At 36.9% G+C, this 12744-nt stretch carries 13 protein-coding genes; 10 read left to right on the top strand and 3 right to left on the bottom strand.

The window, feature by feature from the left end; genetic code table 11:
- Window positions 1-396: 396 nt before the first annotated feature.
- Window positions 397-723 (bottom strand): nucleoside triphosphate pyrophosphohydrolase, encoded by a 327-nt coding sequence (locus KHA93_RS21355; protein WP_213112561.1) that lies wholly within the window; start codon window positions 721-723, stop codon window positions 397-399.
- 171 nt (window positions 724-894) lie between these two features.
- On the opposite strand from KHA93_RS21355, the gene KHA93_RS21360 reads away from it, so the two are divergent.
- The 9 genes from KHA93_RS21360 to clpP all read left to right on the top strand — a co-directional run bounded on the left by KHA93_RS21360 (window position 895) and on the right by clpP (window position 9948).
- A complete protein-coding gene (locus KHA93_RS21360; RefSeq protein ID WP_213112562.1) occupies window positions 895-1176 on the top strand; it encodes a hypothetical protein in 282 nt (93 codons plus the stop codon).
- Between the two features lie 22 nt (window positions 1177-1198).
- A complete protein-coding gene (locus KHA93_RS21365) occupies window positions 1199-1600 on the top strand; it encodes a (deoxy)nucleoside triphosphate pyrophosphohydrolase (protein WP_213112563.1) in 402 nt (133 codons plus the stop codon).
- 31 nt (window positions 1601-1631) lie between these two features.
- Entirely contained in the window at window positions 1632-2162 is a 531-nt protein-coding gene (locus KHA93_RS21370; protein WP_213112564.1) for a tubby C-terminal domain-like protein, read from the top strand.
- 491 nt (window positions 2163-2653) lie between these two features.
- Window positions 2654-4417 (top strand): family 43 glycosylhydrolase, encoded by a 1764-nt coding sequence (locus tag KHA93_RS23765; protein WP_213112565.1) that lies wholly within the window; start codon window positions 2654-2656, stop codon window positions 4415-4417.
- A gap of 500 nt (window positions 4418-4917) precedes the next feature.
- A complete protein-coding gene (locus KHA93_RS21380; RefSeq protein WP_213112566.1) occupies window positions 4918-6216 on the top strand; it encodes a phytoene desaturase family protein in 1299 nt (432 codons plus the stop codon).
- A gap of 5 nt (window positions 6217-6221) precedes the next feature.
- The gene (locus KHA93_RS21385; protein ID WP_213112567.1) at window positions 6222-7097 is read left to right on the top strand and encodes an RNA polymerase sigma-70 factor; all 876 of its coding nucleotides are present in this window, start codon (window positions 6222-6224) and stop codon (window positions 7095-7097) included.
- 44 nt (window positions 7098-7141) lie between these two features.
- Complete coding sequence (locus tag KHA93_RS21390) at window positions 7142-8329, top strand: DHH family phosphoesterase (protein ID WP_213112568.1); 1188 nt, start codon at window positions 7142-7144, stop codon at window positions 8327-8329.
- 281 nt (window positions 8330-8610) lie between these two features.
- Window positions 8611-9339, top strand: a complete 729-nt coding sequence (locus KHA93_RS21395; RefSeq protein WP_213112569.1) for a sigma factor-like helix-turn-helix DNA-binding protein — start codon at window positions 8611-8613, stop codon at window positions 9337-9339.
- A gap of 24 nt (window positions 9340-9363) precedes the next feature.
- The gene (gene clpP / locus KHA93_RS21400; protein ID WP_213112570.1) at window positions 9364-9948 is read left to right on the top strand and encodes an ATP-dependent Clp endopeptidase proteolytic subunit ClpP; all 585 of its coding nucleotides are present in this window, start codon (window positions 9364-9366) and stop codon (window positions 9946-9948) included.
- Window positions 9949-10253: 305 nt separating this feature from the next.
- Here clpP and sspO read toward each other — a convergent pair whose 3' ends face one another.
- Window positions 10254-10406: a small acid-soluble spore protein SspO gene (sspO, locus tag KHA93_RS21405; RefSeq protein WP_213112571.1), complete on the bottom strand. Its 153-nt coding sequence runs from the start codon at window positions 10404-10406 to the stop codon at window positions 10254-10256.
- Between the two features lie 89 nt (window positions 10407-10495).
- Between sspO and KHA93_RS21410 the strand changes: the two genes are divergently transcribed.
- Window positions 10496-11386 carry a sugar phosphate isomerase/epimerase family protein gene (locus tag KHA93_RS21410; RefSeq protein WP_213112572.1) on the top strand — a complete coding sequence of 297 codons (891 nt, stop codon included), beginning with the start codon at window positions 10496-10498 and terminating at the stop codon, window positions 11384-11386.
- Between the two features lie 178 nt (window positions 11387-11564).
- On the opposite strand, the gene KHA93_RS21415 is transcribed toward KHA93_RS21410, so the two are convergent.
- Complete coding sequence (locus KHA93_RS21415) at window positions 11565-12611, bottom strand: P-loop NTPase family protein (RefSeq protein ID WP_213112573.1); 1047 nt, start codon at window positions 12609-12611, stop codon at window positions 11565-11567.
- Window positions 12612-12744: the final 133 nt, after the last annotated feature.

Genomic DNA, 12744 nt, shown 5'->3' on the forward strand with positions numbered 1-12744 from the left:
GTGAGTGAACTGAAAGAAGGTATTTACGAGGAATGAATTGAAAATGGAATAACTTCAGTGTGGGACGGAGTTAACACTATTTTAATGTATTCTAGTTTAAAACAAGAAATACATGAAGTATTACAAGCGAAATATGAAATGTTAGATTTCGTTGAAATTAAATAGGAATTTCATTTTGAGAATCCTTTACGGAACAGAGCAAGTGCTATCTGTATTTGGGTATAATAATGATGAGAAATGTTCGTTTCATGAAGGCGCGAAATATTTTGGGATGAAAAAATTGAATATCTTTTTGATCCAGATAATTTCGAAAAAGAAGTTAAAATATATATTTTTACTGCTTCCTTTGCAAGCATGGTGATCGAATCTAATAGATTCGATGTAATGAGTTGAAGCTTAGTTATCTTTTACCTCAATCAAATATATCTTCTTTTCAAAACTACCCCGCTTTTCAGCTTTTTCTTGCCGAATTTTTTCTATTGCATTGAAATCTGCCCCGTGTATGGTAGCTGCAGCATTAATTAACTCTAATAAATCTGCTAGTTCTTCCAAGGCGTCATCATCGCTTTCTGTAGATTCGTATTCTTTTAATTCTTCATGCATTTTTTTTAGAAGTTCTGTATGGAATTCATGATCTTCAAGAATTCGACTTTTTGACCATTTTCCATTTGCTTTAATAATTTCCGGAATCCGGTCACGAACGAGTTTGTTATATATAGGCATATAGCTTATATCTCCTTTAATGTTGTTAATATTATTCTACCAAATTCACAAATATTCTGTAATATAAAGAAACCTATAAATTCAATGGTTATGGGTAAATAGACGTTAAAGGATTTATACTATATTCTAAAAGGAGATTTTAGAAATAACTGGATAAAGGAGAAACCAGCTATGCCTAATCCAAATGAAAATGAAATAAAAGGAATCCAAAAAGCCTATAAACCTGACCTGGTTGTGCCTATTTTTACAACTCTTATTTGCAGTGCACCATACTTTCATCTACTTTTGGATATCGTCGATAAAGATTACAGTAGGTTACTATTTTTAGCTATTATATCTGCGCCACTGATTGCTTATATTAGCATTATTTGGACAAGATACTTTTATAATATGAGCAAGTATAGAGATGAGGTTCATTCTTATCTTCAAGATCCTGAAAAGTACGTTTGGTAACGAAAAGTTGATGGAGGTTACGATGAAAAAAGACATACATGTTGTTGGGGCAGTCATCGTTGATAACGGGAAAATCTTGTGTGCACAAAGAGGTGCTAGTAAAATCCTTCCGCTAAAATGGGAGTTTCCAGGTGGGAAAATTGAAAAAGGAGAAACACCGCAGGATGCTTTGAAGCGAGAAATCAAAGAGGAGATGCACTGTGAAATCGAAGTAGGGGAGCAAATGGAACATACTGTTTATGAATATCATTTTGGTATTGTTCATTTAACAACATATATTTGTAAGCTTATAGATGGGAAACCAAAATTAACGGAACATGTGGCGATCCAATGGCTGTTACCAGATGAACTACAAACATTGGACTGGGCACCTGCCGATATTCCAACTATTAAAAAGCTAATTAGTTTAGCCACGCATAAATGAAATATAGTGTTTATAATGAGGGAGTGCATTCATGACTTTATATACATATAAATTCCCATTTTATAAAGGGAGTACCAAATCAATTGATATATTCGATGAACAGCAAGTTAAGGTTGGTTCATTTAAGAGATTCTACGGCGGTATTTTCCAAAAAACGATTGACCGAGTAATGAGTTCAGATTTTGTCATAAATGTTCGCGCTGAAGATACCAGTTCCGAATTATTTTGTGAACTGAAGGAAAATATGGATTGGAGGTCGTGGTTACGTAGTAGCTGGAGCGGCCAATCTAGTAATCTAGGCGATTTTGCACTCATCGATAAATCCAAAATTAAAACCGAACCTCGAATGGAAATACATACAAGTCAAGGAAATAAGTATTTTATCTATAAACATTTTGGCGACAGGAGAACGTTTATTGTTAATGAAACAAGAGTGACATTAGCTGAAATTTCATATGATAAACTGCTGCCTCCTCAGACAATCAATATTGATTTATCTTCCCAAGAATTGCATGTTCTTGAGGTTGCTACCATGTATTATCTATTCACTATGAAGTATTGAAAAGATTATTTGCAAATGATTTACTGTCATAAATTCCTTTGTTATAAAACAACATATAGGGGGATATTTAACGCATTACAAGTTCAATAAGGTACACACGAAGTCACCTAAAAGTGAATTCGTGTGTACCTTTTCTTATGGAAGCCACGACTAAAATCCTGAAATAAACAACTAACCTTAGTTATAAATGCCTAAATTGATAATTTCTAAAGGTAAATAAAATGGAAAAATGGAATCTAAATATAACAGTTTTTGTAAGAGGGGGGTGTTTATTACTTAAAGCAATCGAGACGATACAAAATTTTAAATAAAATAATTTGAGAGGGGTTGGATTTCAAAAAATGCGGAATAAAGTGAAGTTTCTCTGGATTACTACAATTGTGCTGTTATATTCGCTGTTACTTACATCTTCATTTAGCGCTGAAAACATTACTGGGACATATCCCTTGGATTCATCTTCCAAGAGTATTAATTTAGGTAAGGTGAGGCAAATGAAAGCTAATTCTAGGACTGTTAGAAATATATCCACTTCTGAATTTATAAATCCTGTTAATACTGCAGGAGCAGATCCATACGTTATGCTACATTCAGATGGTTACTATTATTTTACCCGTACTTTAGGACATAGGCTTGATATATGGAAGTCAAGAACATTAACTGGAATTGACCTTGGCGAGCGCAAAACGGTATGGACCACTCCACCACATTTAAGAGACATTTGGGCGCCGGAAATTCATTATATTAATGGAAAATGGTATATCTACTATACGGCCAACACTGGATGTGGAGATGCATGCCGCGGGATTTACGTTCTAGAGAATTCTTCTGCAGATCCTTTAAAAGGGGAATGGGTTGATAAAGGCAAAGTTAATACGGAATACTCCGGACTTGATGGAACCGTATTTGAACATAATGGTCAAATGTATTTCGCGTACGCAGCATATGGAAACTGGTCTGGTCAACATGGAAGTGCTATAGCGATTGCTCAGATGTCTAATCCATGGACATTAAGTGGAGAAAATGCTATTTTGACTTATCCAGAATATGAATGGGAAAAGAAAGGTATGCACGTAAATGAAGGCGCTATCATCCTGAAACGAAATGATAAACTCTTCCTCATCTTTTCAGGAAGTGCCTGTTGGGAAGATGACTATGCCATCGGAATGTTAACAACTTCAGTGGATAGTAATCTAATAGAGCCTGATTCTTGGTCAAAATCACCAGAGCCATTATTTAGTAAATCTATCGAAAATGGTGTTTATGGTCCAGGGCATAATTCATTTGTTCAATCAAAAGATGGAAGTGAAGATTGGATTGTTTACCATGGTAACAGTGCACCTGGACAAGGATGTGGAGCTCGTCCAACAAGGATGCAAAAAATCACTTGGAATGATGATGGCACACCAGACTTTGGTGTTCCAACGAATGGTCCTTTAGAAGTTCCATCCGCTGAATATAAAATTGAAGCGGAACACGGCACTCTTCATAAAGTAAAATTAAATAGTAGAAAAGATGCTTCCAATCAAACAGTAGCCCTTAATAATGTGAATAGCTCCCTGCTCATTGAGGATATAAATGTTCCAGAGGCAGGAACGTATACCATGACGGTTACGTATTCCAATTATGCAGGGGCAGATGCGACAAACTACGTATCTGTTAATGGAAGATCTCAGTCTATTTTAACTTATCCAAGTACTGGCAATAACAATTTCAGTACAGTTACAATGGATGTTGATCTTAAAAAAGGATATAACAATACCATACAATTTATGAAAAAAAAACATTTGGTTGAAATTGATTATATTGAGATCTCCGGCGAAGTCAGCTTCTCAATTGATGCGGGTGCAACTTATAAACTAGTGAATCCTAATGGAAATAAAGTATTGCACGTCGATGAAAGGAATAATGTGTTAGCATGGGATGACTCGAATGGAGGAGCTTCTCAAACTTGGCAAATGGTTGAGTTGACAGATGGAAGTTATAAAGTTATTCATCCTGCCAATGGTAAAGTGCTTTCGCTAGATGGCAACCCTGCAGAGGCATGGGTAAATGTGAATGTTCAAGATTGGAATGGGGCTGATATACAAAAATGGAAATTAGTCCATGTAGGCAATGGATATTACAAATTACTCAATGTCGCTAGCGGAAAGGCACTAGATGTGGGTGGGGCAAGTATTGAAAATGAGAATGTAGGAACATGGGAGGACCTCCCGGGTGGAATTGCGCAAATGTGGTTATTTTACAAATTAGATTGATGATGTGAAAAATGAAAAATTTCTATAATGGGTGACTCAGGAATAATTGGAGGAAAAGTTATGTAATTAAAATCTAAAAGATTAGGAAGGGGCTGTCTAATAAGCTCTAAAATCAATTAAAAAAGCACATAATTGATATTGGTACAATGTTGATTGGAGCGGAAGGTGTGAGACTCCTGCGGAAATACGCGGCAGGGGAGATCCCGCAGGCGCTGGCGCCGAGGAAGCTCCCCGTACCGCCCGCGGAAAGCGAACAGCTGCAGCGGAAATCAACAATCCAGGTTAAGAGAGCAAATTAAATAAAAAGAGAGGACTCCCAAAAGTCAATTACTATGACTTTTTGGACACCCCCTTTGTGTAGGTATGAGGTGAAATATTTATTTTTTAATTAAATTTTTTTTTAGAAGGCCTTAAGGTTTTTTGATTTTCTAATATTAGCTGTCACAAAATCCTTTCCTTAATCGTTTTGATTACAGAACGATATTTAGGAGGGATTTTTTATGTTTAAATATGATGTTGCAGTCGTAGGTGGAGGTTTGGCTGGATTAACAGCAGCAAATTTTTTGGCTAGAGAAGGAAAAAAGGTCGTTGTTTTAGAAAAATCGAATCGTCCTGGTGGAAGAGCGATGACGAACGATAAAAATGGGGTCCTAATGAATTTGGGACCACATGGATTGTATCTTTCAGGAGATGCCATGACGATTTTAACTGAACTTGGAATATCCATTCCGGGTGGAAATGCTTCAAAGTCCGTACAAATTCATGGCATTCTCAATAACTCAGTTCAAGTCATTCCAACAGATTTTACATCGATCATGTCGTCCTCTCTTTTATCATGGAAATCTAAGTTTGTGTTCGGCAAATTAATGTTAAGGCTGATGAAATTAAATGTTAATTCTATTCCAGAAGTTAGCCTTAAGGAGTGGGCTGATGCAGAAATAAGCGATCCGATGATCAGGCATATATTTTATTCGATTTGCCGATTGACGACGTATACAAATGCACCGACCTTACAGCTTGCAAAGCCAGTATTAAAGCAAGTGCAACGTTCTTTAAAAGGCGGGGTTTTATATGTGGATGGAGGCTGGGAAACGATTATCCAAAAACTTAAGCAACAAGCAATAGCGTCTGGAGTCGATATATTTACAAATAAAAATGTCACAAACATTGAGCATCATGGGGACTATCAAAGCATACTATGTTCGGATGGGACGGTCTTTGACGTAGCTGATTGTATCGTTGCAGCTCCTCCAAAAGAAGCTATGAAAATGATTAAAGGAGCGGAACAAACCTCTCTACATCAATGGAATGAAAATGCAATTTCTGTTACGGCAAGCTGTATTGATTTAGGCCTGAAAAAGTTGCCTACCTCACGACACCAATTTGCGATAGGGCTCGACCAAGCTTTGTTTTTCACAAACCAATCAAGAGCAGCAAAGCTAAGTGAGGACGGGACACTAGTTGTAAGTTTAGTAAAATATCATAATCCTATTGAAGAAATTAACGTACATGCAGATAAGAAACAATTAGAATCAGTGATGGATTTGCTTCATCCAGGATGGAGACATGAAGTGGTTGTGCAACAATTTTTACCAAAACTAACGGTATCTTATGATTTCCCACACATGAAACGAAAAGAAAATCCGGGTCCGAGTATACCAGAAATGAGCGGAATTTATATAGCAGGAGATTGGGCGGGTCATGAAGAAGTATTAGCTGATGCCGCAGTTGCGAGCGGGAAGCGAGCGGCACATCAAATATTACAAACAAACAATATGATTTTTGCAAAGGAAGGATAATCGTTTTGGAAACTGAACAGTTATATGAAACGTATAAACCTTTGTTATTTTCGATCGCCTACCGAATGACGGGTAGTGTTGCGGATGCCGAAGATCTGGTACAAGAGGCATTCCTAACTTATAACAGTGTAAGCAGCGAAAAGGTCATTGAAAACAAAAAAGCGTATTTATGTAAGATTGTGATGAATAGTTCCATAGACAAATTACGTTCGGCTGCCAGTAAGCGCGAGGTGTATGTCGGAGAGTGGTTGCCTGAACCATTGGTAGATGAAGATAATGACCCTTCTCATACTTATTTGATGAAGGAATCTATCTCAACAGCTTATCTCTTGCTTTTGCAGCAGTTATCTGAAGATGAACGAGCTGTCTTTCTGTTACGAGAAGTTTTTCAGTATAGCTATGAAGAAATTGCAACTATTATTGAAAAATCATCTACTAATTGCAGGCAGATTTTTCACAGGGCTAAAAAAAGCATGGTAAACCGACCGGCAGCTCCTACATTGGATTTTCAATCTATGAGGAGCAGCGTAGAACAATTTGCGATGGCTCTCCAAAACGGAAATATCAATCAAATGTTAGCATTGTTAAAAACAGATGCAGTATATATTTCCGACGGAGGCGGCAAAGTGAAAGCTGCGCTAAATCCAATCTATACGCCAGAGCGAATCGTATTTTTATTTATAAGCATTATGAAAAAGATGCCTGAAAACTCGAGAATGGAATTCAAAGTTGTAAATGGATATCCAGGCGTCGTCATATCAATCAACGATTATGTCGCCTATGTGGTCTCGATAGAGTTCCTTGATGATAAGATTTCCCGTATTTATATGGTCGCTAATCCAGAAAAGCTTTCACACTTACAAGGAAAAGAACGTCAATAATTTTCACTCTTTGAACTCATACTATTTTCAGAGGTGAAAATAACATGTATAAACTATTGTCCCATACTGATTTGGATGGAGTTGGTTGTGGTATTTTAGCGAAGCTCGCTTTTGGCAAAGGGGTAAAAGTTCGCTATAATTCCGTTTCGGGTCTCAATCGTGAAGTAGAGTGGTTTTTTGAAAATGAGGACAGAAATACATTTCTGTTCATTACTGATTTGTCTGTTAATGAAGAAAACGAAAAAAGACTAGATGCTTTTTATCAAGCTGGAGGAAAGGTACAGCTGCTTGATCACCATATTACATCTGTTCATTTCAATGATTATGAGTGGGGGCGTGTCGTGGTTGAGGATGAAGATGGAAAATTAACGTCAGCAACTTCGTTATTTTATGAGTACCTTGTTACGAACCAGTTAATCGAACCATCTGTAGCCGTTGAGGAATTTGTAGAATTGGTCAGGCAATATGATACGTGGGAATGGGAGAAAAATGACAACCATCAAGCTCATCGGCTCAATGCTCTCTTTTTCTTAGTTTCGATTGAGGAATTTGAAGAAAAAATGATCAGCAGGCTTAAATCAAGCACACATTTCGATTTTAGCGAATTTGAAGAAAAAATTTTAGAAATGGAAGAACATAAAATCGAGCGCTATATTAGCCGGAAAAAACGAGAGATTGTTCAAACTAAAGTTGGCGGCCTTTATGCAGGAGTCGTTTATGCAGAATCCTATCATTCAGAACTAGGAAATGAACTAGGAAAAGAATACCCGCATCTTGATTATATCGCCATTTTAAATATGGGTGGAAAACGAGTAGGGTTTCGAACGATACATGACCACATTGATGTATCCGAGGTGGCTGGCCATTTCGGTGGAGGTGGGCATGCCAAGGCATCTGGTTGCTCTTTAGTGGAGGAAGCTTACAAGGAGTTTGTGCTGGGGACATTCCACCTAGAGTCATTGCGGGAAGATGCTAATCGAAATCGTTATAATGTCAAACGGTCTTTGTTCGGAACTTTTTATAAAAATCGAGGAGAGGAAATATTTCTTATATATCCTTTAAACGAATGCGACTGGGCCATTGATCATTATAAAACAAAAATGGATCAGACTTTTTCTAGCTTTGACGAAGCGGAAACATTTTTAAAAAGAAATTATGAAGCATGGCTTGTCAGAGATGATACTTTTGTAAATTATTTGATGGAGGAAGTAAAGAGTATGAGAAGCGAATAAGGTTTTATATTGTTGTCAAACTCTTGCTTTCTTTCTTGCTCTCAATCCAATCCTGATTAACATCTCTAAATAATTACTCGTACAACAGACCGGGAACTGTTTTTTGTTATGTATCGTTTTTCCATTAACTCGGTGTGGCCTAATGATGTTATACCTTCTCCATTTGATTAGTAATATCTTATAAATGAGATTATGGTGTGAAAAAATTTTTTAACCCCGTATCTTTTCATCCACCTTCATTCGTTTAAAAGGTAGAGAGGTGTTAAAAGGAGTGGAAATGAATGTACACCAAGCTTAGGGATAATAAAAAAGATGATTTTCCTATGGAAGACAAGATTGAACAGCTATACCCTGGGTTAGAACAATATTGTTATTTTCTTTCGCAAAATAAGTGGGACGGAGACGATATTGCCCAAGAATCGATGGTAAAAGCAATTCTGAAGTACGGACATACACAACACGAAATAACACCTGCATTATTAAAAAAAATTGCTTATCATTGTTGGGTTGATATGGTCAGGAAAAGAAAGCATGAGAAGCTTGGATCAGATAACGAGTTCATTGAAGTTGAATCATCAAACAACGCAGCACGGATTGAAAATAGTATTGATATCATTCAACAATTAAGAAAGCTACTTACTCCGAAACAAGCTGTCATCTTTTTGTTAAAAGAAGCGTTTCAATACCAAGCGAAAGAAATTGCAGAGGTATTAAATACGACAGAAATAGCGGTTAAGTCGGTTATTTCTCGAACAAAAAAACGATTAGAAAAAAGCAATCAAACGGAAGCTAGTTTTTCAGTTGAACCGTTTTGGTGTGAGGAGGAACAAGAATTACTATCTGATTTATTTTATCAAGCATTACATGCCCAAGATCCAAATGAGTTGATAAAAGCAATTCCGTCTTTCCATTCTCTAGAAAGTGAAGCTGTTATTCCGAAGCTGGTAGTAAGTACAAAACAACCACATTCCACACACTCTCCTTCAAGCCATTTTTGTATGGCTGCATAGTGAAAACGAATTGGAGGAGTATAGATGAATTCAATCCCTTATGTAATTGAACAATCCAGTCGTGGTGAGCGTTCTTATGACATTTATTCAAGGCTCCTAAAAGATCGGATTATTATAATAGGTGACGAAATAAATGATCAAGTAGCAAACAGTGTAGTAGCCCAATTGTTATTTTTAGCAGCGGACAATCCTGATAAAGACATCTCAATTTATATAAATAGTCCTGGAGGATCAACTTCTGCGGGTTTTGCGATTTTTGATACGATGGAATACATCAAGCCAGATGTGAGGACAATTTGTACTGGAATGGCAGCTTCTTTTGGGGCAATGCTGCTCCTAGCTGGGAAAAAAGGAAAACGGATGGCCCTGCCTAATAGTGAAATCATGATTCATCAACCACTAGGTGGCGCAAGGGGTCAAGCAACAGAAATCGAAATATCTGCAAAACGCATTCTAAAATTACGCGAGCATGTGAATAAAATTATCGCTGACAGAACGGGACAGTCTATAGAGAAGATAGAAAGAGACACTGACCGTGATTACTACATGAGTGCGGAAGAAGCGAAAGAATACGGAATTATCGACGAGATTATTTATCCAAATAAATAACTTGAAAAAGAGGAGACGGTGGATTCTCCTCTTTTTTTAATAAGCCTTATAAAAACAGTAACCATACCACTAACAACTAGCACAATTGAATCCCATAGTGTCCTTTGCTTTTAATCCAGTTATGGCAGTTTTGGCCATTGAAACATCAAGTGCTTTAGTTGTCTCCGATGAAGCGGTCCTCATTGAATCCACAATCTCCATACATGAAAACCTCTGTAAGCGCCTGTGAATGGTAGCCTATAATCCACTTTTTGCTGAGTAAATAAAGTAGGAGCAAAAGCTCTCGTCTCTTGCTCCTACTTCCCTCATTGTTTCTTCTTTCGTTTCTTATTGTTTTGTTTTTGAGCTGCTGTTAACGGTTCGGTCGCATATTCTTCATTCATGCCTGCCCCAAAACTTGGACCTTTTTCAGGATTCATGCCTGCAATATTGCTGGCTGTTCTTTTTGTTTTTGGCATTGTCTTCACCTCCATTATGTAGTTTTCCTTCAAATTATAAAAATATCCAAAGGAGGAAAATAAAAGAAATTAGAGTATTAATACAATAAATGATGGAAAGGGAAGTGGTTGCCATGTTAAAAGTAGGTATTCAGCTGTACTCTGTACGCAATTCGCTAAAAGTAGAACCCTTTAAAACTTTGGAAAAGATTTCTCAAGCTGGTTACAAGTATGTGGAAGCTGCCAACCATAACGCACTTGAAGATAATGGAGTAGGCTTCGGTCTTTCAGCAAAAGACATGAAAAAAGCGTTAGATAACTTAGGCTTGTCTATTATAGGCTGTCATATTAATCCGCTGAATCTAGAACGCCTTCCTGCTGTGTTAGACTACCATCAAGAATTAGGAAATAATCAAATCGGCTGTGATATTGAGTTTTTTCCATATGAAGATATGGATTATTTATTACGTAGATGTGAATTGTTTAATCAAGTAGGAGAACTGTGTAAGGAAAGAGGTATGCGCTTTTATTACCACAATCACTATCAAGAGTTTCAAAGGTTTGGTTCAAAAATGGTTTACGACTTAATCATGGAACATACGGATCCTAAATTGGTCTATGCTGAAATAGATACATATTGGATCATGCGAGGCGGGCAGGACCCTTTAAAGTTAATTGAAAAATATCGTGATCGACTCATTCTTCTTCATCAGAAAGATTTTCCTAAAAATGCACCCCAGCCGGTGAAAATGTTTGATGGAATCATTGATGACAAAGAGTCAATAACCTTCACACTATTCGAAGATACAATAAATACCAATTGTTTTACCGAAATTGGAACAGGAATGATGCCAATCCAAGATATCATCAATGCTGCTTTAATTGCGCCTAATCTAGAATATATTATTTTAGAACAAGATCATACAAAGCTAAATGAAATAGATTCAATCCAGGTGAGCATGGAGGCATTCCGAAAATATTCTGGAACTGAGTGGGATTAGTATAAGGATAAAGAAGAATTGTTGGAAAGGAACACCACTAAGGTTATATTAGATGAGGTTGTCAAAAAATTGTATCCTTATATTTGTTTAAAAAATATTAATCAAAAAATCGTCACTTCTATCTAAAATGAAAGTTACACCAACATTTTACGAAGTGACGATTTTTCATAATTCTTTCTTATTGTATCTTACCAATATAAAGTAAACTTTCTACAGGTACAATATCCATACTTCCACTGACAATGGATTGGACATCTTTTAGAGTATCTGCAATGCTGACGGTTTCGCCTTTCTGACCTGTGAAAGACTCCGCGACAAAAAATGGTTGTGTGAGATAAGCCTCTAGGCGCTCGCCGCGATGAAATGTTTGTAATTCAGTAGCTGGGATTCCTTCCATTTCTTTTACACTAACCAAGGAACGTAGCTCCCGGTATCTACGTAACAGTTTTTGTGCTCGTTGTTGGATACTTACATGAAACTCCTCCAGATAAACTCCTTCTAAAACAGTAGATGTTGAATATATCGGATTGACAGCTGGGTATTTTTGTCTTGCAACAAGGTCTGCATCAAAATACCATAATGTTTCAAGAGGGCCGTATGGAATATTTTCATCTACGACTTCTCCTTTTAGATCGACAAGAAAAGTTGTTACATTATAAATCCCTTCTTCTTGTAATTTTTCTTGAAGGTCAAAGATTTCCCCCGTTAATACATGTTCTCGATCCGTCGCAAAGACGATATCTTTTTGTTGGTCGGCTTCTTTCACTTTTTCATACGTTTCTTTAATTGAATGCGTTACGATATCAACTTCTTCAATTACTTCTTTTAATCCGGGATATTCGCCTTCAGGCTTTAAGAGCATCGTAACATAGCCTTCTTTTTTCAGGTTGCGGAATAATTCATTTAAAATAACGAGCTGCCCCATACTTGGCCTTGCGACTAAACCTACAGTACCACCTTTGGCAATTGGCGCAAATAAATCCAATACTTTAATCTTCGTTTCGATCATTTCTACGGATTCACCTCTTAATATTAGTTCATCTAAACTACATTTTGCTAAAGAGGCAAGCGCGACAATCGTCTTAACCTCTGCACGTCCTACGGGGATTTTTCCAGTACATAAATTTGAAACAGTTGCAGGTCGTAACCCAACATCACGAGCTGCACTTGTAAGGTTTGGAACTCTCTTTTTTAATAAAGATACGTTAAGTCGTAAATTTTCCATATTGAACACCCTCTTATAATGATTTTTGAATTTCGATGGATATAAGAATTCTAATGTCTAATAATTTCCTCGCTGATACTAGCTTGGTTTTTTCGTGTCTGATGTGCTTATTCTTGGATAGCATCCAAGCTTG

It is taken from the genome of Lederbergia citrisecunda (genome assembly GCF_018343695.1).
In the GTDB taxonomy this organism is placed as follows: Bacteria; Bacillota; Bacilli; order Bacillales; family Bacillaceae_C; genus Lederbergia; species Lederbergia citrisecunda.

Coding starts and splice junctions, on each gene's coding strand:
- KHA93_RS21355 (WP_213112561.1), bottom strand. CDS start 723: ATGCCTATATATAACAAACTCGTTCGTGACCGGATTCCGGAAATTATT.
- KHA93_RS21360 (WP_213112562.1), top strand. CDS start 895: ATGCCTAATCCAAATGAAAATGAAATAAAAGGAATCCAAAAAGCCTAT.
- KHA93_RS21365 (WP_213112563.1), top strand. CDS start 1,199: ATGAAAAAAGACATACATGTTGTTGGGGCAGTCATCGTTGATAACGGG.
- KHA93_RS21370 (WP_213112564.1), top strand. CDS start 1,632: ATGACTTTATATACATATAAATTCCCATTTTATAAAGGGAGTACCAAA.
- KHA93_RS23765 (WP_213112565.1), top strand. CDS start 2,654: ATGAAAGCTAATTCTAGGACTGTTAGAAATATATCCACTTCTGAATTT.
- KHA93_RS21380 (WP_213112566.1), top strand. CDS start 4,918: ATGTTTAAATATGATGTTGCAGTCGTAGGTGGAGGTTTGGCTGGATTA.
- KHA93_RS21390 (WP_213112568.1), top strand. CDS start 7,142: ATGTATAAACTATTGTCCCATACTGATTTGGATGGAGTTGGTTGTGGT.
- KHA93_RS21395 (WP_213112569.1), top strand. CDS start 8,611: ATGTACACCAAGCTTAGGGATAATAAAAAAGATGATTTTCCTATGGAA.
- clpP (WP_213112570.1), top strand. CDS start 9,364: ATGAATTCAATCCCTTATGTAATTGAACAATCCAGTCGTGGTGAGCGT.
- sspO (WP_213112571.1), bottom strand. CDS start 10,406: ATGCCAAAAACAAAAAGAACAGCCAGCAATATTGCAGGCATGAATCCT.
- KHA93_RS21410 (WP_213112572.1), top strand. CDS start 10,496: ATGATGGAAAGGGAAGTGGTTGCCATGTTAAAAGTAGGTATTCAGCTG.
- KHA93_RS21415 (WP_213112573.1), bottom strand. CDS start 12,611: ATGGAAAATTTACGACTTAACGTATCTTTATTAAAAAAGAGAGTTCCA.